We start from the raw sequence: 23,169 nt of genomic DNA on the forward strand, positions 1-23,169 counted from the left end.
AAAGCGACGGCGTTGGGTTTGAACGTCGCGTCCTACGCTCTGCGGCGCAGAGATCGACATGGAGGGCGTATTTCGTTGAAAAACTATGCTTGTTTGGTGGCCTGAGCGCCGATTCAATCTCCCTGGGTGGAGGGGATATCGATCGCGATGTTGAGACCGAGGCAGGAAGTACAAGCGGCGCTGTTTTACGAGTTTTCGATTGAGGATCACGTTCCGCAGGACCACCTTCTTCGATCAATCGACCGTTTCGTAGACTTGGACAACATTCGCGATCATCTCGCTCCGTTCTGTAGCCATACTGGCCGACCGTCGGTTGATCCGGACCTACTGACCCGGATGTGTACAGCATCAAGGCCATGGGAACCCACGAATTTTCTTCCGATAGTCAGATTTTGTATTTGGGCTCAGTGTGAATGAACCAATGTCCCTGTTGGCCACCCACGATCGGTCGCTGAATAGGAAAAACGACATGAAACACACTGATCGAAACGAAAGGGTGCGAAAGCTCCTTGACCAGATCGATGCTGCGCGAGACGCGCTTGCGCGAGAATACCTGTCCGCGTGCATTGAAAAAGAAAGGGTAATTCCGCCGAAGGACTTTGTGCCTTGTGAAACTGAGATTTTGAGCGAAGCATACGAAGTAGCCGACCACTATGCGTATTTGGTTGACAGTGGTCGGGATTACGATTGGGTTGATGCCTCAGATTTCATTTGAAAACGCGCGGGCAATGCCCCGGGAAACCGAACCGAACTGTCCAATGATCCCTCTGGTTCAGCGCAATCACGTGGAAGCAGCCGAGGTTTTCCAGCCATTTCCTGGCCCTCCAATCTGCGGGATTATCATATCCCAGTTGGAGAGCCACGTCCTTTGGGGCATTCCACAAGCGCGAACTCGCCGGTTAGCAGCGGCGTGAGAATCCGACCTTCCGATGCCGGCGGGGCTTCTGGCGCTCAATCAGAACCGGACAGTACTTCCGGGTTGATCATGTGGGTCGGGGCGCCCTCTGAATAGGCGACGATCTGATCGAAAATATCACTGAACTGAAGATCGAACTCATCCTCCGTCACGAAGCCGATATGTGGTGTGGCGATGAGGTTGGGGTGGGCGAGCAGGGGGTCGTTCGGATTGGTCATTGGTTCGCTATCAAACACGTCGATGGCGGCCATGCCTGGGCGGCCGGCATTCAGCGCATCGAGCAATGCACCGGGTTGGATCAGGCCCGCCCGGGACGTGTTCACGAAGAGCGCATCCTTTCGCATCATCTTGAGATCGTCTCGCGTGATCGCCCCCCGCGTGCCGGGCTTCAGACGAACGTGGATCGAGACCACATCGCTGTCGGTGAAGAATGCTTCGCGGCTCTCGGACACGGTCATGCCAGCAGCCGCAGCGCGCGCTCGGCCGTCTTGCGACCCCCACCAGACAACCTTCATTCCGAACGCCTCCGCGTAGCCGGCAACAGCCTTTGCGATCCGGCCATACCCATACAATCCAATCGTGCGCCCACGGAGCGTTTTGCCGACGCCCATCTGCCATCGTCCCGACTTGACAGAAGCGATCTGCGCCGGGATTTGCCGCATAGAGGCAAGGATGAGCGCCCAGGTCAGTTCGGCAGCGGCATAGGACGGGGCGCCGGCAGGCATTCTTGAGCAAAGCAATATGCCAAGGTCTGTGCAGGCCGGCACATCCACATGTGGATAGACCCCGCGCTGGCTGATCAGTCGAAGGTTCGGAAGGCGTTGCATTAGGGCACGTGTCACTCTCGTGCGTTCTCGGAAGAGAACCAGCGCATCGGCTTCTCCCAACCGATTGGCCAAGGTTTCAACGTCGGCGGTGTGGTCGGTCCAGACGGTCACGTCGTGCCCGTCGAGCTTCTTATAGCACGGCAGCCCGCGCAACGTGTCGAACCAATCGTCGAGGATATGGACTTTCACTGGTCTTGGTCCTTGTCGGTTGATTTCTCAGGAGTTCTGGCCAGCCTGAGTCCGCGCCAGCATCTTTCGCAATTCCCGGGGCTTAGTCCCAATCAATCGGGGATTTCTTGCGCAGGGCCCCGCCAAGATGCTGCCGCATCGCATAGGAGGCTTCGATCAGTTCACCACGCGCAATCAGGTCGAGAATGCCGAGATGTTCCTTGCACTGGACGGCCAGGCGATCCGGATCGATCTTCGCGCGGTACTCCATCAACCGGCGCATGCGGTTCACACGAACCAGCGCGGTGTGGAAATACGGGTTGCCCGACATCCTGATCAGTTCCTCATGGAACTCGGTTCCCTTTTCCAACCGGTTGAAGGTTGGAACACGCGAGGTGTCGCTCTCAAGGATCCGCAATTGCTGGGCGCGGAGGCCTTCGATCACGTCGGACGAGGCCTTGAAACTCGGCTCCAGGATTGCGGCGGGTTCGATCACCATCCGGAAACGATAGACCTGGTCGAACCCTTCCGGCGTCTTTGCCACCGGCAGAAGGTGCCAGCCGTAGCCCTGTTTGCGTTCGGCCCAGCCCTCGTGGCTCGCGCGGTGCAGGATTTCACTCACGCCGGCCTTGGTCAGGTCGTAGCGGTCACGCAGCATCTGCTCGGTGACATCTGCCGGGATCGCATCGTCCAGCCATTCCTCGGCAAATCGCAGATAGGGGTCGTCGGAGGCTTCGGCATTCTCGCCGTTCTTGATATCCAGGCTCCGCTTGCGCGCCGAGGCCGCAACGAAATACCCCCTGTTCTTCTCCCGCAGCAGGATCTTCTTGTCTTCCAGCAATGTCAGAGCTTCGCGAACCGGCGAGCGTGAGACACCGAATTCGTCGGCGACCTTCTGCGCGCTGAGATGCGCTCCGGGCTCAAGCACACCCGACGCGATGCGTCCGGCGAGGTTGCTGGCGATGGATTGCGGAAGGGACGAGGTTTTCATGATATTTGGGCCGCTATGAACTGATTTGGCCATAAAAGCCGATTTTCTGGACTTATCAGACTTGAAAAGCCAATTGTCGTCAAGGCAACATCCGCCGGAACAAGGCTGGCTGACGGGTCGAGGGGGATAGCATCCGTCATTTCTACCCTCTTTGCGCAGCCATGTCCGAACGGGAGCGCCCGCTCCATTCCTGCATCCAGGACAGGTGATCGGTTGTTGCGCCGCTTGGGATGTACTCGAAGCCGATTGTCCCCGCATAGCCGACCTTTGCGAGCAGTCCGAGCAGGTGCTCGAAATTCAGGCGTCCGGTGCCGGGTTCATGCCGCCCGGGGAAGTCCGCGATGTGAACGTGACCGGGTCGGAGCTTCGCGCTCGCGAGGAAAAGACCGATGGAGTCGTTGTTGTTGGCAGCGTGGAACGTGTCGAGCAGAACGCGGACATCGTGTTGGTAAGGCGCAAGGACGGAGATCAGCGCAGCGTGATCATTGATCAGGTATCCCGGTGCAAAGGCGCAGCTGATCGCCTCGACAAGGACGGTGACGGGGCTTTGATCGCAGAGGCGAATGGCAAACTCGATATTGCTGCGATAGGTCGCTTCAGCCGCACCGCGGGACAGCCCGGTCGGCACGATCCCTGCCATCGGGTGTACGAAGGGACAGCCTATCCGCTCTGCATAATCGACCGACCGCCGGAAAGCCTCCTGGAAATCCGTTTCCTTGCCTGGAAGGCATGCCAACCCCTTGAGCCCTCCGCCCCCAATGCCGGATGAAAGCTGTGCAAAGCGCATCCCCTCGCCATCCAGGATCCGCGCCATCTCCCGGGCCGGGATTTCAAATGGATCGGGATGCTCCACAGCTCCAAACCCGGCGGCCCGTGCCGCACTCACCCTGTCGCGCAGCGCGAATTCGGAGAAGAGATATCCAATATGGGCGGAAAGCGGGAAGGTTCCGGTCATGCGACGCATCCGTCCGTCATTCGCGGGAAAGCCGCCCCCGTTTCGGAGGCAAGCTTCTTCAGGTCGGCCACGACGTTGTCGGTGATCGGGATTCCGTCTCTCGCACGCTGCGCATGGCACCTCTGCTCGGGCTCTCCGGGCAACAGGATTTCGTCGCAGCCAACGGCGCGCGGCAGCGTCTTGATGCGCTCGTAGAAGCAATCCATGCGCCCCTCGAAATCTTCCAGCGCCATGAAGAGATCCGGGCGGAAGGCAAAGAAGAGATGGCCGAGATTTTGCGGCTCGGAATGGTCGAAGTAGAGGCTCTTCACGTCACCGCCGAAATTGGCCCCGGTCAGGACGCCACTCATCAGGTCCATGAGCGTCGCCAGGACAGATCCCTTGACGCCGCCAAATGGCAGGCAGACGCCTTCGAAGGCGTCCGCGGCATCTGTTGTCGCCCGTCCCTCGGAATCGAGGGCAAGCCCCTCGGCAATCGGCTCGCCTCGCATCGCCGCGAGACGGATCTTGCCGCGGGCAATCACCGTCATCGACATGTCCATCACGTAGGGCGGGTACTTGCCGCCCGGAATCCCCGCCGCGAGTGGGGCGGCGCCAAGAAAGGCTGTCCGCCCTCCATGCATGGCAAGGGCCGGCGACGAGTTTGTAAAGACCAGCGAGACATAGCCTTGCTCGATAGCCTGCAGGGCATAGAGAGCGCCCATGCCGAAATGGGTGCTGCGGCGCACACCGACGAGACCGATCCCGCTGTCGCTGGCAAGTCGCGTCGCCTCGTCCATCGCCGCATGCGCCGCGATGAAGCCCATTCCATCGTCGCCATCCACAAGCGAAACCGCGGTCGTCCGGGGGGCGATGGTGACCTTTGGCCGTGGGTTCACGACGCCACGACGGATACGCTCGACATACATCGGAAGTCGGGACACCCCGTGGGACGCCAGACCACGCAGATCGGCATGCACAAGGTCGCGGGCAACGGTGTCCGCATGGTCCTGGGACAAGCCTGCCCCGGACAGGATCTGGCAGGCCAGGACCTGCAGATCCGTGTGTCTGAACACAGTGGCTTTCCCCACGATATCCTCCTATTGGCTTTTGAGGCTTACTAATCCAATAAATGCAAAATATCAAGCACCCACATTGGCTTTGTGGCGAGATCGCCCCGAGGCACGCTCCGAGTCAACTGGCGATGAAGGTCACAGACCCATGTTGATCCGTATGGACTGGGGCGGATTGGCTCTTTGGACCGTGATTGTACAATCTTCCGGACCGCAGATCGCCGCTCCCCGTTGGCGCCGCTGATGCGAAAGTTCAAATCGAAGGGTGCCTCAAGATCCCCTCCAGTGAGAAATTGTTGTTGAAAATCAATGTGTAAACGTACTCCGCTATCGCCACCACACGGACGAATATGGACAATGAACTTCAAAAATCCAATTTAGTATTGGCTTTTGTCACGATCATATGCAATCTCAGTGGCGAGCGAAGATTCGTTTCGCTTTCGATTCTGCACAGGGAGGAAACCCGCATGATCACGAAAACCCTCAAGCTGGGTGCGGTCGCGCTGATCGCCGCAACCGGCGCCTTTTCGGCGGCTCAAGCCGAAGGCTTCAAGGCCGAGAACCCGCATTGCATCGCTCCCTCGAACCCCGGGGGCGGTTGGGACTTCATCTGCCGCACGACGGCCAAGTACCTCTTCGATCTCGGAGTGATCGAAGATTCGATGCAGGTCACCAACATGTCCGGTGGTGGCGGTGGCGTCGCCTTCGCGCATGTGACCAAGGAACGCAACGAGGACAACAACCTGATCGTCGCCGCCTCCATGAGCACCAGCGCCCGCATCGCGCAGGGTATCTATGAAGGTGCCGTGCAGGATGATGTCCACTTCCTCGCGACCTTCGGCGCCGAATATGGCGCGATCGCCGTGGGCAAGGATTCCAAGTACGAAACCCTCAACCAGATGATGGATGACATCATCGCCGATCCGAAATCCGTCGGCATCGCCGGTGGCTCCTCGGTTGGCAGCTTCGACCATATCAAGCCGATGCTGGTCGCGCAGAAGGCCGGGCTCGAGGATGTGCGCCAGATGAAATACGTCTCCTTCTCCGGCGGTGGCGAAGCGATGACCGGCCTGCTCTCCGGCTCCGTCGAAGCGCTTTCGGGTGACTTCTCGGAAATGCTCGGCTTCCTCGAAAGCGGCGATATCCGCATCATCGCCATCCTCGCCCCCGAACGCCTGAAGAACTTCCCCGACATCCCGACCGCCAAGGAACAGGGCTATGATGTGGTCGGTGCCAACTGGCGCGGCCTCTACATGCCCGCCGGCGCTTCGGATGAAGCCAAGGAGTTCTGGAAGGGTGCGATCATGACCATGGTGGAGGATCCCGCCTTCCAGGAGACGCTCGAAGCAGCCGCCATCGCGCCGTTCAATAATTTCGGCGACGACATGTACGACTTCGTTGCCGGCAGCATCGCAGATGTGAAGAAGCTCTCCAAAGAGATCGGTATCATCGAGTAATGCGAACCGGGGCCGGCTCCCAGAGGGTCGGCCCCCAATCGGCATCAAGTCGGGAGGAACAACAATGAGTGACCGCATCTTCGGCGGTTTCGGACTGGCCCTTGCCATCTTCTACATCTGGGCCGCGTCGATCATCAAAGACAGCTTCATGGTCGATGTCGTCGGTCCGCGCGCCTTTCCCTATATCGTCGGCACCGTCCTGGGCCTGACCTCGATCTATTTCATGCTTCGGCCCGATGACGAGCCAGAGTGGCCGGCCTTCCGCGACTTCGCCGAGATCGTCTTCGCCTGCGCGGTGATGTTCCTCTACGCCTGGGCGCTGCCCGAAATCGGCTTTGTCATCTCGACCATCTTCGCGACCGCCTACCTGACCTGGCGGCTGGGAACGGCCCCGCTCTGGTCGCTGGTCATCGGGTTCGCAACCTCCATCGGCATCTACGTCACCTTCCACCTGATCCTTGGCCTTTCGCTTGCCAAGGGACCGCTCGGCTTCTGAGGAGACATACAGATGGAAACCCTATCCCTTCTTGCAGATGGCTTCTCGGTCGCCCTGACCGCGCAGAACCTCTTCCTCGCCGTGCTTGGCTGCTTTCTCGGCACGCTCATGGGCGCACTGCCCGGCCTCGGCCCGGCAAACGGCGTCGCCATCCTGATCCCGATCGCCTTCTCTCTGGGGCTTGGCCCGACGCCGTCGCTGATCCTTCTGACCTCCGTCTATTACGGCGCGATGTATGGCGGGAGGATCTCTTCGATCCTGCTCAACATCCCCGGCGATGAACCGGCGATGATGACCTGCCTCGACGGCCACCCGATGGCGCTCAAGGGCCAGGCGGGTGAAGCGCTCTCACTGTCGGGCGTTGCCTCCTTTGTCGGTGCCTTCGTCGCCACCTGTGGCCTGGTCATCCTGGCGCCGCAGCTGGTAAAGATCGCGCTGCTCTTCGGTCCGGCCGAATATTTCGTGCTCTTCACCGTCGCCTTCGCCACTCTTGGCGGCATCTCCTCGACGAACCAGGCGAAATCGGCTTTCGCCGCAGCCCTGGGCCTCGGCGTGGCGATGATCGGCAGCGACTCGCAGACCGGCTCGCAACGGTTCACCTTCGACCATATCCACCTCTATGACGGCATCGACTTCCTCATTGCCATCGTCGGCCTGTTCGCTGTCAGCGAGGTGTTCATCTTCCTCGAACGTCATCGCGGCCAGTCGCCCAACGCGACCAGCGCGTCCAATATCGGCCGCATCCTGCCCGACCTCGGGATGATCAAGCGCTGTCTGCCCTCCATGGCGCGCGGCACCGGGCTCGGCTTCTTCGCCGGTGTGCTGCCGGGGGCAGGGGCCTCGCTCGGCTCCTTCCTGGCCTATTCGCTTGAAAAGCAGACGGTCGACCATGATGGCAAGACCTTCGGCAAGGGCGACCCGCGCGGCGTTGCCGCCCCCGAGGCCGGCAACAACGCGGCCTCCGGCGGTGCCCTTGTGCCCATGCTGGCGCTTGGGGTGCCGGGATCGGGGACAACCGCGGTGCTGCTCGCCGTGTTGCTCCAGCTGAACATCACCCCCGGCCCGCTGCTCTTCCAGAAGAACCCGGACGTCGTCTGGGGCCTGATTGCCGCGCTCTTCATCGCCAACATCATCCTGCTGGCCATGAACATCCCGCTGGTGGGCCTCTTTACCCGGGTGCTGATGGTTCCGACACGGATCCTGATGCCGGTCGTGGCGATGATCTCTTTCGTGGGCATCTACTCGATCACCGGTTCCACCTTCGATGTGATGATGATGGTTGGCTTCGGCTTCGCCGGATGGGTGCTGCGCAAGCTCGACGTGCCGCTGGTGCCGATCATCCTCGGCATCCTGCTGGGCAACCAGATGGAGGTGAACCTGCGCCGCGCCATGACGATCTCGGATGGTGACTGGTCCGTCCTCGTCGGCAGCCCGCTCGCGATCATCCTCTGGCTCATCGCCATTACCGGCTTTGTTCTGCCGATGTTCATGGGCAAGCGCATGAAGGCCCGCATGCAGAAGAGCCGCACCGAAAGCGTTTCCGAAGGTGTGTCCGAAGGCGGCTGACACGTCCCCGGCGCCGCGGCCCTCGCGGCGCCTCTCCCGAAATACCCCTCTCAAGCGGCCCCTGCAGGGACCGCACTGACCCGACACGCGTAAAATCTGGAGAAATCCCATGCGTATCATGACATTGCCCTGCGACGGTATCGGCCCGGAAATCATGGCAGCGACGCTTGAAGTGGTTGAAACGGCCAATGCGAAATTCGATCTCGGCCTGACGTTTCACGAAGAAGAAAGCGGCTTTCCCAGCCTCGAGAAATACGGCATCACGCTGCGCGAAGAGGTGCTCGACCGCGCGCGCACGGAGTTCGATGGCGTGATCCTCGGCACCCAGTCCCACATGGACTATCCGCCGGTCGTAGAAGGCGGTCGGAACGTTTCCGCCGGGTTCCGCATCGGGCTTGACCTCTATGCCAATGTCCGCCCGGCCCGGACGCGCGAGTTCCTGCCCTCCAAGGCGCCCGGCATGGACCTGGTGATCATGCGCGAGGCGACCGAAGGCTTCTATCCCGACCGGAACATGTTCAAGGGCGTGGGCGAGATGATGCCCACCGAGGATATCGCGCTGTCCGTTCGCAAGATCACGCGGGCCAGCTGCATGCGGATCTGCCGTCAGGCCTTCATCCTCGCCATGCAGCGCCGCAAGAAGGTCGTGGCGATCCACAAGGCCAACTCCTTCCTGATGACGGACGGTCTGTTCCTCGAATGCTTCTACGCGGTCGCCAAGGACTTCCCAGAGGTCGAGGTGGACGACAAGATCGTCGATGCCTTCGCCGCCCTGCTGGTGCGCCAGCCGGAAATCTATGACCTCGTCGTCACCACGAACTTCTATGCCGACATTCTGTCGGACCTCGCCTCCGAACTGTCCGGAAGCCTCGGTCTTGCCGGTTCGATCAACGCCAACGCCGAGACCGGCCTTGTCTGCGCCCAGGCACAGCACGGCTCCGCCCCGGACATCCAGGGGCAGAACATCGCCAATCCGACCTCGTTGATCCTTTCGGCGGCCATGATGCTGAGTTGGCTCGGCGAGCAGCGCGGCATCGACAAGTTGATGACTGCGGGCGACGCCATTTCCAAGGCCGTCGATGACGTGCTGGACGATCCGGCAAAGCGCACCCGTGATCTTGGCGGGTCTGCGAACTGCGACAGCTTCGGCACATTCGTGGCCGAGGCCGTGACAGCGGGCTGATCTCCCTCCCTGCATCAGCCCCTTCGGGTGGCGCCATCCCGCGATGGCGCCACCCCCAACCGACCCAAGGATTTTGGCCTATGGCGAGACTTGTCCTGATCCACGCAACCCGGCTGGCAATGGAGCCGATCGAGCAGACCCTCCGGCAGGACTGGCCCGAGGCTGAGGTGGTTTCGATCCTCGAAGAGGGCCTCTCCATCGACCGCGCCAGGCCCGCTGCTTCCAACGAGGACCTCGACCGTCGTATTGTGGCTCTGGCCCGATATGGTGAGAGTATTGCGGCTGATGGAATCCTCTACACCTGCTCCGCCTTTGGACAGGGGATTGAGGAAGCGGCGCGCACCTCTCCCTTGCCGGTACTGAAACCCAACGAATCCATGTTCAAATCCGCCTTCAAGGCGGGTGATAGGGTGGCAATGGTCTACACATTCGAACCAGCCGTTGCCGGGATGGAGCGGGAGTTCCGCGAAGAAGCCGCGAGGCGACGCCCCTCGGCCACCATCCGGTCGATCCTCGCCCCCGGCGCGCGCGACGCCCTGCAGGCCGGGGACGCGGATACGCATAACCGGATCATCGCCGAGACAGCCGAAAACGTGACGGATGCCGACGTGATCCTTTTGGCGCATTTCTCGATGGCGCCGGCCGCCATTGTGACGCGCGAGATGACCCGCACACCTGTTTTGACCAGCCCGGAAGCCGCGGTGGAAGAGATGAAGCAGCTCATTGCCGGGAAGAAGGACCAGGCCTGATGCTGATCGGTGTGATTGCAGACGACTTTACCGGTGCAAGCGACATTGCCAACACGCTCGCCAAGGGCATCGAACCCCAAGGTGGGTTGGTAACGGCGCAGTTCCCGGGGATCCCCGACGGCCCGGCACCGGCGGGGGTCGAGGCCGGGGTCATCTCGCTCAAGAGCCGCTCCGCGCCCGTCAAGGAGGCTGTTGCGGACTCGCTCGCGGCACTCGACTGGTTGCGTGCGCAGGGGTGCCGGCAGATCATATTTAAATATTGCTCCACCTTCGATTCCACGCCGGACGGCAATATCGGCCCGGTGGCCGAGGCTTTGGCGAGTGCTCTCTCGGCGAAGGCAGCCGTTGTCTGCCCTGCCTTCCCGACCACCGGTCGGACCATCTACCAAGGGCATCTCTTTGTCTTCGACAAGCTCCTGAGCGAGAGCGGGATGCAGAACCACCCGCTCACCCCGATGACCGACCCGGACATCCGCCGCTTCCTTGCCCGCCAATGCAAAGGCGTGGTCGGGCATGTCCCACAGACAGCGGTTCAGGCAGGCGTACTTTCGGTTGCAGGCGCACTTGCGGCAGAGGCTTACAAAGGAACTGGACTCTGCGTGGTGGATGCGATTTCCGACGCAGATCTCCTGACAATCGGAGAGGCGATCGCCGAGGCTCCGCTTGTCACCGGTGGGTCGGGAATTGCCCTTGGCCTGCCACGGAATTTCATCCGGCGTGGCGAGGCGAAAGGCGGCAGGAGCGCGTTCCAGCCTGTGGTTGGACCGGAAGCCATACTCGCTGGTTCTTGTTCCGGCGCCACACGTGGCCAGATCGATCAGCACGCACAAAACCACCCCGTCTACCCGATCGACGTCCCCGCCGTCATGTCCGGCGATGTCACGCCGCAGACTCTCGCTCAATTCATGGCGGAAAACGCAGGTCGCGCACCACTGGCCTATTCTTCGGGCGCACCGGAAGACGTGACAGCCCTTCAGAGACGCTTCGTTCGAGAGGCCGTCTCGGCAAGGCTCGACACACTCTTTGCTGAGACGGCGCGCGCGTTGCTGGCCCAAGGCTGTCGACGGATCGTTGTCGCCGGTGGCGAGACCTCTGGTGCCGTCGCGCAGGCTGTTGCCAGTGCGCTTGGTTCGCCTGCCATGGTCATCGGCCCGGAGATCGACCCCGGCGTACCGATACTGACCCTCGGGTCGGAGGCGCCCGTCGCGCTCGCTCTCAAATCCGGCAATTTCGGCGCATCCGATTTCTTCGCCAAGGCGCTGTCCATCATGGAGACTGGCCAATGACGACGACCGAATGCCGCCTTCGCGAACAGATGGCAAGGTTGTGCCGCTCCCTGTTCGAGCGGAGGTTCTCGGTCGGGTCGGCCGGGAATGTCTCGGTTCGTTTGCCCGACGGAATGCTGATGACACCCACCAACGCGAGACTGGGGGAGGTCGATCCGCATGCAATCGCCAAGATCGGTCTCGACGGGCAGCACATATACGGTGGCCGTCCCACAAAGGAGGTTGTCCTGCACCGGGCCTACTACGAGACCCGACCCGAAGCGGGCGCCATCGTTCACCTTCATTCGACCTGGGCCACGGCGCTTTCCTGCATGGAGGAGACGGACCCCGAGGACTGCATTCCAGCGATCACGCCCTATGTCGTAATGCGGGTAGGGACGGTGAAGATGGTGCCCTATGTCAGGCCCGGTGATCCGGCTATGGGCGACAGGATCCGCGCTCTGAAAGGGAGGCACGCCGCCGTGCTACTCGCCAATCACGGGCCGGTTGTTTCGGGCACGGACCTGCATTCCGCCGTCAACGCTGCGGAAGAGTTGGAGGAAACCGCGAAACTCCTGGTCGCATTGCGCGGCGTTCCGACCCGTATGTTGTCGCCGGAGAAAGTCGTCGAATTGAAATCGACTTTCGGAACCATCTGAGGACAGACATGAAAACCGCAGACCTGATCGACTCGCATGCAAGCAAGCTGACCCTTGTCCACCTCCCGTTCCGCCAGTTTGGTTCCAAACCGTTCTTCCGGGGGATGGTGCAGACCGTGAAATGCTTCGAGGACAACACGGAGGTTCGCGCGCAGCTCGAACAGCCCGGAGACGGGCGCATCCTGGTTGTCGATGGGGGCGGCTCCACCCGGATTGCGCTCCTCGGCGACATCCTCGCCGATCTCGCGATCAACTCGGGCTGGGCCGGGATCGTCGTCAATGGCGCAATCCGTGACAGCGCCGAGATCGATATGATGCCGACGACCGTCTTTGCCCTTGCCACCTCCCCGGTGAAGAGCGCCAAGGAGGGCTGGGGCAAAACCGGCGGTGCGATCAGCTTCGGCGGTGTCGTATTCCGGCCTGGCGGTTGGGTCTTTGGCGATGCCGACGGTGTTCTCTACAGCGACGATGAACTGGCCTGACGGACGGGGAAGGGACGGCATGCGAACCGAGATCCGAGTTGAGACGGCCTCCGGGCCGCTGACGGTCACGGACCTGCGGAGCGTTCTCGGTTCGCGGGTCACCCGCCTTCCACACGTCCTGCGCCTCCTGTCCGAGAACCACATTCGCGCAACCGGTGGTGGGATCACACCGCTCCTCGACGCGCTCGACGCCTGGCTCGACGGCCGGCCAAGCGGTTTCGAGTTCACCTTCCAACCCAATCGCATCCTGATGCATGACACGACCTGCACCCCGGCGCTGGCCGATATTGCCGGGCTCCGGGATGCGCTGGCCGAGGCCGGGCACGATCCCGAAATCCTCGCTCCCCTCCTACCGGTTGAAGTTTCGATCGATCACTCGCTCGCCGTGGACTGCTACGCCACGCCGGAGGCATTCGAGATCAACCGGAGCAACGAGATCCGGCGCAACGCCGAGCGCTATGGCTTCCTGAAATGGGCTGCGCAGACCATGGAGACGGTGCGCGTCAACCCGCCCGGCACCGGCATCATGCACACGATCAACCTCGAACAACTGGCAAGCGTGCTGGAGATCGGCGAGGACGGCAGGGCACATCCCGACATGCTGCTGGGCACGGACAGCCATACGCCAATGATCAACGGCATCGGCGTGCTGGGCTGGGGGATCGGCGGGCTGGAGGCCGAGAGCGTCATGTTCGGACAGGCGACCTCGCTCGCCATACCCGAAATTGTCGGTGTGCGTCTGGAGGGGCGCTTGCCGGCCGGAACCCTTTCAACGGATCTTGCGCTCGAAGTGACCCACCAGCTGCGCAGGATTGGTGTGGCAGGGGCGTTTGTGGAGTTCTACGGCCCCGGAGTGGCGGATCTTTCGGCCGATGACAGGGCCGTCCTTGCCAATGTGGCGCCGGAATACGGCGCCTCCACCGGTTTTTTTGCCGTCGACGCATCGACGGTTTCCTATCTCGAACGTACCGCGCGGCCAGAAGCGCTCGTCGCCTCGATCGAACCCGTCTTCCGCGCGATGGGGCTTTGGTTCGACACAACCGAGGCTCCACGTTTCGATCGAGAGATCACCATTGATCTCGGCACGCTTTCGCCGCTGATTGCTGGACCGCGCAGACCGCAGGACCGGAGGCCGCCTCGAGAGGCTGTTCCGGCTATCGAGGCCGCGATCAGCCGAAAGCTGCGTCATGAGGACGGTTCTGGCGTACCGGACGGCGCCGTCGGGGTTGCCGCCATCACCTCCTGCACCAATACATCCGATCCGCGCCTGCTGATCGCGGCCGGGCTTCTGGCACGCAAGGCGAGGGCGAAAGGGCTCAGCCCGCCCTCCTGGGTCAAGACCTCCTTGGCGCCGGGCTCCCCCTCCGCGCGCGCTGTCCTCGAACGCGCGGGCCTTTTGGAGGATCTTTCTGCCGTCGGCTACGACATTGTCGGCTTTGGCTGCACGACCTGCATCGGCAATCCCGGCCCCCTGCCGGATGTGATCGAGACGGCTCTGGCCGATGGCAAGGCAATCGCGGCCATCCTTTCCGGCAACCGGAACTTCCCCGGACGGGTCCATCCGAAGCTCGACCTTGCTTACCTGGCATCGCCGCCGCTCGTGATCGCCTACGCGCTCAAGGGCGACGTATATGGTGATGTCCTGCGCGACCCGCTTGGGATAGATCCGGCCGGGTCCCCAGTTTACCTGTCGGATATCTGGCCCACAGGCTCCGAGATCGATGCCGCAATGGAGACTGGCTTCCGCGCCGCGGATGTTCCCCAGGCCTTCAAGGCGGCTTGGCGGAGCAAGGCCTGGGACGCGATCAACGCTCCGAGCACCGCCCGCTTCCCTTGGAACCCGACATCGCGCAATCTGCGCCGGCCGAAATTCGCCTCATTTGACGAAGGAAGTCGCCTGGGGTGCTACAGCGCCCATCCGTTGATGGTGCTTGGCGACGACATGACCACGGACCATATCTCTCCCGCCGGCTGGATCGACACGGAAAGCGAGGCCGGAAAGTGGCTTGTCGCACGCGGCGGCGATCCGGATGATCTCAATGTCTACGCGTCCTATCGCGGAAACTGGGAGGTCATGCTGCGCGGAATCTTCACCAACCGGCTGGCGCGGAACTATCTCGCCCGCGACCTGCCGCCAGCGCACACCCAGATCGACGACGGAACGATCCTGCCTGTTCACGTCGCCGCCGAACACCTGCAGGCCCAAGGCGCGTCAAATGTGATCCTCGCCGGCGAGCGATACGGGATGGGGTCCAGCCGGGACTGGGCTGCCAAGGGCGTGGCTCTCCTTGGGACCCGCGCAGTCGTCGCCCGAAGCTTTGAACGCATCCACCGATCGAACCTCATCGGTATGGGCGTCATGCCGATCGAAATTCTGGATGACTTCAATCCGCAATCCGCGGGAATAGCCTGTTCTGACCGGATTGAAATCGACCTTCCTGCGAACCGGCTTTCCCGACGCCTGGAGTTCCCAGTGGGTCTTGTACGGGCCAATGGTCTTCGTGAAACAATCTCCGCAAGAGCAGCCGTGGAAACGCTCCAGGAAGTGGAATTGCTTCGTTGCGGTGGAGTTCTTGCCGCCATATTGGGAAGGTCTGCTTCCGCTGATGGACCATGAGATCGGTGCGGCTGTCGTGAGTTTCGGAAAACCGACGTTCTTGATCTACTCCGTTATCGCGAAGCTAGCAGAATTGCGCTCGCAGCGAAGGTCCGCAATGTCGGCAATCTACCAGCTCCTGCGAACGGCTGCATTCGAGATTTCGGGTTCGCTCCAACCGTCCGCCGCGGCTGACATGAATGACCGGATTGGGCCGTTCACGCTCGTTGGGCCGAACAGAGAACCTCCCATGTTCGCTGATGCAGAAACCTACAGGGAGGGCGGATTGCCGACATTCGCTGCTACCATCGAGTAGGTCCACAGTGCGGAAAAATCGGTCGTTCAGTTTCTTTCGCCGCACAGCAACGTCCCACCCTCAGCGGCCATTCATTGGGCTTTATCGACCGGCCATGACAGAGCCAAACCGGAAGTGCGACCGTCTGCGTGGTCCCACTCTAAGCTTGGGGCGCGCCGCGGATCGACCGGGTTCAGTTGACCTGTTCGATCTCCGGAAAGGTCCAACTGCCGTCGAGGATTTCCGCGCGCGGCTCATAGAGGCGGATGGAATGGTTCCAGCCGGGCGAGATCGGGATGCAGTTGATCCGGCCATCCTCGCAGCTGCCGAAATGCAGTGTGTAGGACCCGTCATCATTCGGCTTGGCGCTGACATCGTTGTAGCTGTTCACGCCAAGATCGTTCGGTTCCAGGTAGCCATCGGCATTGTAGACGGTGACGGACCAGAACGCATCCACCGGCACGTCCTTGATCGTCACGGCATGCGCAACCTCGCCATCATTGGCGGCCACGCTATCCACGACATAAGAGGCAGCGGTGCGCGGCAACCCGCCCCAGCCCGCCGCGGCGCCGACAAGGTGGTCGATTGGGCGCACCTCATCCTTGCTGCCAAAGGCGAAATCCGCATTGAAACCAAGCACAGCGACGTCGCTCAGGGCTTGGCGGGCCACGGTCAGAGCCTTGAGGTCCCAGTCGGGCGTCTCGAACGGACCTTCGCCACCGCCACTGACCTCGATGGCGTCTTGCGCGGCGTGTGCCTTTTCAATGTCGTCCGGGTTCGAGACATCAACGAATGTGCGGAAGCTGACAGAGGCAAATCGGGTCCCCACCTCTTCCTCGGTCAGCGTGTAGGTTCCGGGCTTGGCCTCGGCGAACATATAGTGATCCTGACTGACCACATGCATGGACTGATAGCGGCCGTCGATTTCAGGCAAGGTGATCTCGGCCGGCTCAGAGAGGTCCAGCACCAAGCCGGAATACAGCGTGTCCTGGTTCATGCGAATTGTCGGCTGGTTGTCCGGCGCAATTGGGTCGCGCAAATGATGCAGCTCCCCCAGCCCATAGCCGAAGGCCTCCATGTTTGCCCGGATGTTGTAGTCGGATTCCGCGCGGACGAAGGTTTCGACCGTTACGCTTTCAGCAACGGCCAGTGTCGGTGCGCAGAGCGCAACTGTCAGCAGTAGCTTGGTTTTCATGTTCATTTCCTTCAATTGGCAGGAATAACGGTGGGGAAGGTCCAGCTGCCATCGATGACCTGTTGCTCGGGCCGGTACATCCGCACGATGTAGTTCCACCCCTCCACCAGCGGCAGGCAGTTCACACGGTCGTCGTCGCAACCGCCAAGATGGATCGTCATCGAACCGTCGTCGTTTGACGTCCCCATGACCGAATTCACGTTGTAGGCGTTGCGGTCATTCTTCTCGAAGAAGCCGTTTTTGTTGTACAGGCTGACCGACCAGAACGCTTCCACCGGCACATCCGCGGGAATTTCGATCTTGAATTCGCCCACGGGCAACCCCGGATCGGCGCCATCATAGAACGCCTCGCGTTCGGGCAAGCCGCCCCAGCCGATCGCGGTGTTGAGCAGGTGGTTGATCGGATCGACCTCGTCCTTCGAACCAAAGGCGCCGGAGCTATCGGCCAGGAATGGCAGCAGCGCGTTCAGCCCCGCGACCAACGCTTCATAGCTCTCCTCGTCATAATCCGGCAGGATGAATGGCTGCGACGACGCGGCTTCAATCGTCATCTGATCCTGAATCGCATGCACGGCCTCGACGTCTTTGGGATCGCTCGCATCCACAAGCGTGCGCATGAAAACAATGACATAGGGCGTATCAAAACTCTCTGTGTCGAGCGTGTAGCTGCCCCCGCCATGGAACACATCGTTGATATAGTGGTCCTGGTTGACGATCATCGCGGACATGTAGCGTTCGCCCACCTCGGGCAGTGTCAGCTTCGCGCCCTCGCTGATATCGACAACTGCGGTGCTGTAGAGCGTGTCGAAATTCATGCGGATGGTCGGCTGGTTTTCCACGTCCCCCGGCTCGCGGAAGTGGAAGAAACGGTTCACGCCACCGGCGAGAGAAACGTACTTGGCCAGTTCGATATCGGTCGCGGCGCGGGTGAAGTTGCCGATCATCACCGGGATTTCCCGGGCCTCTACCAGGGCCTCAAGAGTGGCGCCCGCGTTCTGCGCGTCGGCGCCCGCCTCCCCAAGGAATGCCGCCCCGGTCAGGGCGAACGCAAATGGCGCAATCCGGCCATGGGTGGTTTTTTTCATTTCTTGCTCCCTTTCTGGCAGTTTCTGGAAGTGGCGCTTCAGGTCATTCAAATGCTTCGAACGTTTCCTTGACTGCAATATCGACAGCGCCGGACAACAGCCTGCCCGGATCATCATCACAGGCGTCTTCCAGTTCTTCGACGAATTCGTCCTTGAGGCTTGCACGGTCCTGTTCGCCGGGAACCTCTGCCAGGACGTCGATCTGGCGATTGTAGAGGGAAACCATCGCCATCAGGCGCACGATCTCCGCAACCTTGTCCTCGTCATCGCCATAGGTGTCGAGAATGCTTCCACAGCTGTGGTGCATGTACGGTTGGGCCTCGGCGAAAGTCTGGTCCATGATCTCGTCGGCTTGCGCAAGACCGCCAAGGGCGAACAGGCACGCTGTCGCGGCGGCAAGGTTTGTAAAGGGGCGTATCACTATGAATTCCTCGTCGTTTTGGGTCAGGTCATTCGGGCGATCAGAGGATCATCTTTTCTTTCTGTAACCAGAAATCGCACCGACAACGGCTCCGCCTTTCGCTCCGTTATTGCCACCGACAAGGTAGCCGACACCTGCTCCCACCACCGCGCCGCCAACTGTGTTCTCGAGCTGTTTGTTCGCCACGGCGGGCGAGGAGATCGCAAAGCCCATCGCCAGTGCCATTGCGAATGACGCCGTGAGGACCGTTTTTCTGTTTGGCATGTGGAATCTCCATTCCTGTTGGGTGAAAAAAGGTGCGGCGTCGCACCCTTTTCTTGTGAAACTCTGACACTCGGCAACGCGTAGGATGCTCGGGCTGCTGCCCGCATCACCCCTTCGGGAACACGAACTGAAGCTGCAGGCGAAATCGCCAGTCCTCCGGCCCGCCCTCGGGGCTCTCCAACCATTTGCCGACGCCGGCCTGGAAATTTATGGGTTTGTCGCCGATGACCGCCAGCTTGGACACCGAGGCGTTCAGGGGCACAGACCAGCTTTCCGTTTCCCAGTCATAGGTGCTTTCGCTTTGGAGTGAGTAGGTCCACGCGCCTTCCGTTGAATAGGCCACAAAGGGCTGGACGAAACTGGCATTGGTGGGCGCCTTCGGATCGTCTTCCAGATCCCACAGGTGGTTGGACAGCATGCCAAGGGTCCACGGGCCCGTCTGCTGCAGCACAATGCCGGTGATGCCGGCAGCCCAGGTATCGCTCGAGACGTCGGAATAGGTCGGGAAGCGGACAACCGGACCAACGCCCCAGGTCAGGTTCGCCTCGGTGGTCCGGGAATGCCAGGCCTTCGCAAGAACGTCGCCGAAGCCGCTCTGAGAGGTGCCGGGGATCACGTCCTCCTGCCAGATATAGGGGATGATCGTTCGCGTGATGATGGTGGCACCGTTGTCGAGCGCAAAGGGAATGATCGGCTGCAGGTTCAACGTTGTCCGGTTGCCTTCATTCGTCAGACCGAGATTGTCGTCATAGTTCAGCTGGAATGGGACGGAGTTGATGGCCGCGAGTGGGTTCGCCAGTTCTTGTGCCAGCTCGGCAGCGTCCTGCGCTGTGGTCGCCAAGGGAAAGCACAGACAACCGATTGCCAGTGATACGCGAAGACGGTTGGTTGTCATCTTTCGGGCCTCCCTGCGACTTTGTTCGAGGAACAGGACCAGTCCGTCGCTTCACCCTGCCGACAGGATAGCATTGCATCACCGGACATTTTGCGACAATGCGGTCCCATGCATGGTAAACTGGTGAACCTCATCGAACTCGCTCACGTTGTGGACCTGCTGGATCGGTTCGCAGGGCGGTTGATCGTGGACAGGGCGCTTCGGTCGGCGGGGCTTGATCGCACGATGCTCGACGGTGTGTCGGGTTTCATCCCCTATGCGTCTGAGGCCGTCTTGATCGACACGGTCGCTCGTGCGATCGGCGATCGCCATCTCGGAGCACGGATCGGGCAGGCCTACGAGTATTCGGCCTATGGCGCGTATGCTCATTTCGTATTGGGCGCGCCGGATTTGGCATCGGCATTGGAACGCGGGCGGCGGGCCTTGTTGTTTACGCATCCCGGCTCGGAGATCACCCTGCGGGAGACCGAGACGCACTTGGTCGTCGGACGCGATTCCAAGGGTCTGTCCGTGGTCGGGCACCACCATCTTGACGAAGGCGCGCTGTTTGTTATCGGGCACGTTGTTCGCCATTTCCTGGGCTCCGAATGGACGCCGGATTGGGTCGAAGTGCCGGAAACCAACGCCCGCGAACTCGCGGTCCTCGAAGACCTCTTGGGCACCACGATCCGCGCGGGCGCCCCGGTTCCGGGCATTGCCATTCGCGTGAGCGACCTCACGGCGGTCAACCCGGGACCACCACAGCCGGAGAGAACGATCTCCCTCGGCGAATTGGGGCGCCTGATGGACATCGCGCCGGCTCAAACCATGGAAGCTGCCGTTGTTCAGATGCTGACCATAACGTTCCCGACCGGTCTGACGGATGAAAACACCGTCGCCGGGTTGCTTGCCATTGGACCGCGATCCCTCCAACGCGCCTTGAAGGACGAGGCCACGACGTTTCGCCAGGTCCGGGCGCGGGTCGTCTCGGATCGTGCACGGTCGCTTCTGTCGGAAACGGACATGTCCCTCGCCGAGATCGGCAAGCTGTTGGGATACTCAGATCCGAGAGGCTTCCGGCGAGCCTTCAAGGATGCAACAGGGCTTTCCCCGAGCGCTTTCCGGAAGGCTGAACAAGCACGATGAACAATGGGCGGATGTCAGGCTCAACCGTTCCAAAGCACCCGGATTGCGGGCGGTTGCTGAGATGCTGCTACAGATGGCATAGTCGTCCACTGCCCCGTCGACTCGAAGCTAAGCTGTCGACAGTAGATTTTGGGATCCGCAATTCTGAACGGCAGATATGTAGCCATCTCGGTCATCGGAGCGTCGCTCACCGAAAGCCTGAAGACCGCCCTTGTCGACCAATGCTGCGCTCGCAAAATGCCTGCATGGGACTCATCGCTGTCGTTCGCCGTGTGAAGCATGAATGACTGGCTTGGGCCGAAACCGACTGTCTTTGGGTCGAACGGCACGCTGCCGACGCCGCGGCGCAGAAATGTGCAGGGAGGGCGGGAAGCAGGCTTTCTCTGCGACCGCAAAAACGATCTGCCCAAGTCTACAAAGCAGTCGTTGGTTGGACCCCGGTTGCTACCTGCACCTTTCACCCCATTAAAAACCTCGCAGCGGGCCGGCGTGACCTTGGTCACAAACGAAGCCGGGTTATCTCATCGAATTTGGCGGTTTCGACCAGGCTGCTGATCAGGAAATTCACCAAGGCCAACGATGGGGAATGCTTCCCGGCGTTGGCGGGCCAGATCGCCAGCAGTTCCTTGGACGGAAGCTGCCATTTGGAAAGCGGTTCGACCAGTTCACCTCGTGCAACGTGGTGATGGGTCAGGAAGTCCGGCAGGATCGCAAGTCCCATGCCCCGCAGAGCAAACTGGTAGGCAAAATGACGGGTCTCGACGGAGAAGCGGGAGCGGACTGTTGCTTTCTGATAACTCTCCACGTCGGAGACCTGCGAGACAAAGACCGGGCTGCGCTGCATTGCCGGGAAGCCGACAAACCAATGTTTGTCGAGATCCTCTGGCGACTCGAGTAGCGAGCTCGCGTTCAGATAGGCGGGGCTGGCGACCAGCGCCTCGCGGATCTGGACCACATGGCGGCATTTCAGGGCGGAATCTTCCACCGGACCGACGCGCAGGGCGAGGTCGATCCCCTCTCCGATCAGATCCGTGTTGAGATCGGAGAAGCTCAGGTTGATGGTGATTTCTGGATATTGCGCCGAGAAACGCGCGATTTCGTCGACAAAGGCTCCGTTCTGCAGCCAGCTCGGGGCCTGGACCTTGAGTTTCCCGCTCGGGGTCCGCGTGTGTTCCTCGATGATGTCGCGCGCCGAGATTTCGGCGTCGAGAATGCTGCGCCCTTCGCCCGCGATCTTGCGACCTGTTTCGGTCAAGGTCAGCTTGCGCGTGGAGCGATAGAGCAGCGCCACGCCGTAGCGTTCCTCCAGTTGCGAGACATGGCCCGAGACCGCGGCGGGCGAAAACCCGAGCCGCTTGGCCGCGCCGCGAAAGGAGCCGGTTTCAGCGACCACGGCAAAGACGGCGAGGCTGCGTGTATTCTCCAGCATAGGCGCTCCGATACTGTCGGTTTTCTGAACGATGAAGTCAGACCATTCTGGGTTATCATCCAATCTGTCCTGCTGTCTATTGCCCGCGGACGGCATCACCGTCGTACCCGAGAGAGGACAGATGAAACCGGATTTCATGACCGTCGTGAAAGCGGAGCTGACGCCGCAGAAACTCGTGCCGGGCATCGCGTTCGTTGCGCTTCTAATGGGAGCTGCAACCGTCAAGACAATGGTCTGGGCCAGCCATGACGAATGCTCCATAGACAATTTCGCTGCCGACGCCTTCGTGGCCTGGGACAGCAACGGGCGGTTGGCGCATTCGAAATGCTACGACATGTATTTCCGCAACGATGCCGACCTGTCGAACAGCCAGCACTACGCGGAAGCGTTCGAGGCGCTGATGGCGGAGAAATACCCGCGCCAGGGCTACAAGATCGGCCTGCACGACCCCGAACTGCAGGAAATGGTCGGCATTCCCGACAGCATGTTCGGCGTCTTCTATGGCGCGCCGTTCCATCAGAACGGGGACGTGGTGAAGCTCGACGGCCAGACCTTCAACTACGAGCCGGACATGCTCATGAAGGTCGCCGATGCCGGCATAATGGAGGCGACCAACGTCGAAGAGGTGATCAAGCATCTCGACGGCGTCTATGCCTTCATCGAGCTGCCGGCGATGCTGGGAGACCCGGATGAGCTGCCGGATTCAGCGGTTGCCTCCTTCCACATGCAGGCGCTGAACCTCGGCGCGCGCACCGGCGTGATGGGCGAGTACTTTCCCTTCGACCAGTCCGACCCGGACCTGCTGGAGACCCTGCGCAACATGACCGTGGTCTCGGCCAATCCCGACGGCACCGAGCGCTCGATCTATCACACCAACGAGGAAAATGTTCACTGGCTCATCACCGCGGTGGAGACGGTCGAACATATGAAACGCCGGGGCGAGAGCCTGAAAGCGGGCGACCTGATCAGCGTCGGCGCGATGATGGAAGCCTTCATGGACTTCGTCGAGCCCATCGAGGGCAAACGCCACGTGCATTATTACATCGGCGACGAGGTGATCTCCGTCTCCGCCGGCTTTGAGGAATGAGGGCAGGACAG

Annotated in this window: 23 protein-coding genes and 1 pseudogene; 14 read left to right on the forward strand and 10 right to left on the reverse strand. The window is 61.1% G+C overall.

Going from position 1 to position 23,169, the window contains the following annotated elements:
* The 3 genes and pseudogenes from R3X27_RS12825 to R3X27_RS12835 all read left to right on the forward strand — a co-directional run.
* The coding region (locus R3X27_RS12825) for a hypothetical protein (protein WP_317709408.1) at positions 1-203 on the forward strand (203 nt) is incomplete at its 5' end.
* A pseudogene (locus R3X27_RS12830) lies at positions 148-339 on the forward strand (IS5/IS1182 family transposase); the annotation flags it as partial. The gene R3X27_RS12825 and the pseudogene R3X27_RS12830, both read left to right, overlap by 56 nt.
* A 130-nt stretch (positions 340-469) precedes the next feature.
* Positions 470-715, forward strand: a complete 246-nt coding sequence (locus R3X27_RS12835) for a hypothetical protein (RefSeq protein ID WP_317709260.1) — start codon at positions 470-472, stop codon at positions 713-715.
* A 236-nt stretch (positions 716-951) separates the two neighbouring features.
* Here R3X27_RS12835 and R3X27_RS12840 read toward each other — a convergent pair whose 3' ends face one another.
* The 4 genes from R3X27_RS12840 to R3X27_RS12855 all read right to left on the reverse strand — a co-directional run bounded on the left by R3X27_RS12840 (position 952) and on the right by R3X27_RS12855 (position 4,927).
* Positions 952-1,932, reverse strand: coding sequence for a D-2-hydroxyacid dehydrogenase family protein (locus tag R3X27_RS12840; RefSeq protein ID WP_317709261.1), 981 nt, complete (start codon positions 1,930-1,932; stop codon positions 952-954).
* Positions 1,933-2,014: 82 nt separating this feature from the next.
* Positions 2,015-2,902: a GntR family transcriptional regulator gene (locus R3X27_RS12845; RefSeq protein WP_317709262.1), complete on the reverse strand. Its 888-nt coding sequence runs from the start codon at positions 2,900-2,902 to the stop codon at positions 2,015-2,017.
* Positions 2,903-3,044: 142 nt separating this feature from the next.
* Entirely contained in the window at positions 3,045-3,857 is an 813-nt protein-coding gene (locus R3X27_RS12850; protein ID WP_317709263.1) for a TIM barrel protein, read from the reverse strand.
* Positions 3,854-4,927, reverse strand: coding sequence for an Ldh family oxidoreductase (locus R3X27_RS12855; RefSeq protein WP_317709264.1), 1,074 nt, complete (start codon positions 4,925-4,927; stop codon positions 3,854-3,856). The genes R3X27_RS12850 and R3X27_RS12855 overlap by 4 nt, the downstream gene beginning before the upstream one ends.
* A gap of 449 nt (positions 4,928-5,376) precedes the next feature.
* Between R3X27_RS12855 and R3X27_RS12860 the strand changes: the two genes are divergently transcribed.
* The 9 genes from R3X27_RS12860 (at position 5,377) to acnA (ending at position 15,383) form a co-directional block, all read left to right on the forward strand.
* The gene (locus tag R3X27_RS12860; protein ID WP_317709265.1) at positions 5,377-6,366 is read left to right on the forward strand and encodes a Bug family tripartite tricarboxylate transporter substrate binding protein; all 990 of its coding nucleotides are present in this window, start codon (positions 5,377-5,379) and stop codon (positions 6,364-6,366) included.
* A 64-nt stretch (positions 6,367-6,430) separates the two neighbouring features.
* The gene (locus tag R3X27_RS12865; RefSeq protein WP_317709266.1) at positions 6,431-6,862 is read left to right on the forward strand and encodes a tripartite tricarboxylate transporter TctB family protein; all 432 of its coding nucleotides are present in this window, start codon (positions 6,431-6,433) and stop codon (positions 6,860-6,862) included.
* A gap of 12 nt (positions 6,863-6,874) precedes the next feature.
* Positions 6,875-8,428 (forward strand): tripartite tricarboxylate transporter permease, encoded by a 1,554-nt coding sequence (locus tag R3X27_RS12870; protein ID WP_317709267.1) that lies wholly within the window; start codon positions 6,875-6,877, stop codon positions 8,426-8,428.
* Between the two features lie 109 nt (positions 8,429-8,537).
* Entirely contained in the window at positions 8,538-9,611 is a 1,074-nt protein-coding gene (locus tag R3X27_RS12875; protein WP_317709268.1) for an isocitrate/isopropylmalate dehydrogenase family protein, read from the forward strand.
* Positions 9,612-9,691: 80 nt separating this feature from the next.
* Positions 9,692-10,360, forward strand: coding sequence for an aspartate/glutamate racemase family protein (locus tag R3X27_RS12880; RefSeq protein ID WP_317709269.1), 669 nt, complete (start codon positions 9,692-9,694; stop codon positions 10,358-10,360).
* Positions 10,360-11,646, forward strand: coding sequence for a 3-oxo-tetronate kinase (otnK, locus tag R3X27_RS12885; protein ID WP_317709270.1), 1,287 nt, complete (start codon positions 10,360-10,362; stop codon positions 11,644-11,646). The genes R3X27_RS12880 and otnK overlap by 1 nt, the downstream gene beginning before the upstream one ends.
* Entirely contained in the window at positions 11,643-12,284 is a 642-nt protein-coding gene (otnC, locus tag R3X27_RS12890) for a 3-oxo-tetronate 4-phosphate decarboxylase (protein WP_317709271.1), read from the forward strand. Before otnK ends, otnC begins: the two co-directional genes overlap by 4 nt.
* A gap of 8 nt (positions 12,285-12,292) precedes the next feature.
* Positions 12,293-12,766, forward strand: a complete 474-nt coding sequence (rraA, locus tag R3X27_RS12895; protein WP_317709272.1) for a ribonuclease E activity regulator RraA — start codon at positions 12,293-12,295, stop codon at positions 12,764-12,766.
* 19 nt (positions 12,767-12,785) lie between these two features.
* Positions 12,786-15,383: an aconitate hydratase AcnA gene (gene acnA / locus R3X27_RS12900; protein ID WP_317709273.1), complete on the forward strand. Its 2,598-nt coding sequence runs from the start codon at positions 12,786-12,788 to the stop codon at positions 15,381-15,383.
* Positions 15,384-15,850: 467 nt separating this feature from the next.
* Here acnA and R3X27_RS12905 read toward each other — a convergent pair whose 3' ends face one another.
* The 5 genes from R3X27_RS12905 to R3X27_RS12925 all read right to left on the reverse strand — a co-directional run bounded on the left by R3X27_RS12905 (position 15,851) and on the right by R3X27_RS12925 (position 19,517).
* On the reverse strand, positions 15,851-16,852 hold the full coding sequence (locus R3X27_RS12905) for a DUF1214 domain-containing protein (protein ID WP_317709274.1): 1,002 nt from the start codon (positions 16,850-16,852) through the stop codon (positions 15,851-15,853).
* Between the two features lie 11 nt (positions 16,853-16,863).
* On the reverse strand, positions 16,864-17,988 hold the full coding sequence (locus R3X27_RS12910; RefSeq protein WP_317709275.1) for a DUF1214 domain-containing protein: 1,125 nt from the start codon (positions 17,986-17,988) through the stop codon (positions 16,864-16,866).
* On the reverse strand, positions 17,981-18,358 hold the full coding sequence (locus R3X27_RS12915; protein ID WP_317709276.1) for a hypothetical protein: 378 nt from the start codon (positions 18,356-18,358) through the stop codon (positions 17,981-17,983). Before R3X27_RS12915 ends, R3X27_RS12910 begins: the two co-directional genes overlap by 8 nt.
* Before the next feature lie 48 nt (positions 18,359-18,406).
* Positions 18,407-18,622, reverse strand: coding sequence for a glycine zipper 2TM domain-containing protein (locus tag R3X27_RS12920; protein ID WP_317709277.1), 216 nt, complete (start codon positions 18,620-18,622; stop codon positions 18,407-18,409).
* A 106-nt stretch (positions 18,623-18,728) separates the two neighbouring features.
* Complete coding sequence (locus R3X27_RS12925; protein ID WP_317709278.1) at positions 18,729-19,517, reverse strand: transporter; 789 nt, start codon at positions 19,515-19,517, stop codon at positions 18,729-18,731.
* Positions 19,518-19,625: 108 nt separating this feature from the next.
* Here R3X27_RS12925 and R3X27_RS12930 point away from each other — a divergent pair, with 108 nt between their 5' ends.
* The gene (locus R3X27_RS12930) at positions 19,626-20,642 is read left to right on the forward strand and encodes a helix-turn-helix domain-containing protein (RefSeq protein WP_317709279.1); all 1,017 of its coding nucleotides are present in this window, start codon (positions 19,626-19,628) and stop codon (positions 20,640-20,642) included.
* A gap of 499 nt (positions 20,643-21,141) precedes the next feature.
* Here R3X27_RS12930 and R3X27_RS12935 read toward each other — a convergent pair whose 3' ends face one another.
* Positions 21,142-22,071 (reverse strand): LysR family transcriptional regulator, encoded by a 930-nt coding sequence (locus tag R3X27_RS12935; RefSeq protein WP_317709280.1) that lies wholly within the window; start codon positions 22,069-22,071, stop codon positions 21,142-21,144.
* Positions 22,072-22,192: 121 nt separating this feature from the next.
* Between R3X27_RS12935 and R3X27_RS12940 the strand changes: the two genes are divergently transcribed.
* A complete protein-coding gene (locus R3X27_RS12940) occupies positions 22,193-23,158 on the forward strand; it encodes a hypothetical protein (protein ID WP_317709281.1) in 966 nt (321 codons plus the stop codon).
* Positions 23,159-23,169 lie beyond the last annotated feature (11 nt).

It is taken from the genome of Tropicimonas sp. TH_r6 (assembly GCF_033101155.1).
Taxonomy (GTDB): domain Bacteria; phylum Pseudomonadota; class Alphaproteobacteria; order Rhodobacterales; family Rhodobacteraceae; genus Tropicimonas.

Bases quoted from the DNA above. Each gene is read 5' to 3' on its own strand.
- R3X27_RS12870 (WP_317709267.1), top strand. From the start codon at position 6,875: ATGGAAACCCTATCCCTTCTTGCAGATGGCTTCTCGGTCGCCCTGACC.
- R3X27_RS12935 (WP_317709280.1), bottom strand. From the start codon at position 22,071: ATGCTGGAGAATACACGCAGCCTCGCCGTCTTTGCCGTGGTCGCTGAA.
- R3X27_RS12875 (WP_317709268.1), top strand. From the start codon at position 8,538: ATGCGTATCATGACATTGCCCTGCGACGGTATCGGCCCGGAAATCATG.
- R3X27_RS12860 (WP_317709265.1), top strand. From the start codon at position 5,377: ATGATCACGAAAACCCTCAAGCTGGGTGCGGTCGCGCTGATCGCCGCA.
- R3X27_RS12905 (WP_317709274.1), bottom strand. From the start codon at position 16,852: ATGAAAACCAAGCTACTGCTGACAGTTGCGCTCTGCGCACCGACACTG.
- R3X27_RS12850 (WP_317709263.1), bottom strand. From the start codon at position 3,857: ATGACCGGAACCTTCCCGCTTTCCGCCCATATTGGATATCTCTTCTCC.
- R3X27_RS12835 (WP_317709260.1), top strand. From the start codon at position 470: ATGAAACACACTGATCGAAACGAAAGGGTGCGAAAGCTCCTTGACCAG.
- R3X27_RS12930 (WP_317709279.1), top strand. From the start codon at position 19,626: ATGCATGGTAAACTGGTGAACCTCATCGAACTCGCTCACGTTGTGGAC.
- R3X27_RS12920 (WP_317709277.1), bottom strand. From the start codon at position 18,622: ATGCCAAACAGAAAAACGGTCCTCACGGCGTCATTCGCAATGGCACTG.
- rraA (WP_317709272.1), top strand. From the start codon at position 12,293: ATGAAAACCGCAGACCTGATCGACTCGCATGCAAGCAAGCTGACCCTT.
- R3X27_RS12845 (WP_317709262.1), bottom strand. From the start codon at position 2,902: ATGAAAACCTCGTCCCTTCCGCAATCCATCGCCAGCAACCTCGCCGGA.
- R3X27_RS12880 (WP_317709269.1), top strand. From the start codon at position 9,692: ATGGCGAGACTTGTCCTGATCCACGCAACCCGGCTGGCAATGGAGCCG.
- R3X27_RS12865 (WP_317709266.1), top strand. From the start codon at position 6,431: ATGAGTGACCGCATCTTCGGCGGTTTCGGACTGGCCCTTGCCATCTTC.
- acnA (WP_317709273.1), top strand. From the start codon at position 12,786: ATGCGAACCGAGATCCGAGTTGAGACGGCCTCCGGGCCGCTGACGGTC.
- otnC (WP_317709271.1), top strand. From the start codon at position 11,643: ATGACGACGACCGAATGCCGCCTTCGCGAACAGATGGCAAGGTTGTGC.
- otnK (WP_317709270.1), top strand. From the start codon at position 10,360: ATGCTGATCGGTGTGATTGCAGACGACTTTACCGGTGCAAGCGACATT.
- R3X27_RS12940 (WP_317709281.1), top strand. From the start codon at position 22,193: ATGAAACCGGATTTCATGACCGTCGTGAAAGCGGAGCTGACGCCGCAG.
- R3X27_RS12925 (WP_317709278.1), bottom strand. From the start codon at position 19,517: ATGACAACCAACCGTCTTCGCGTATCACTGGCAATCGGTTGTCTGTGC.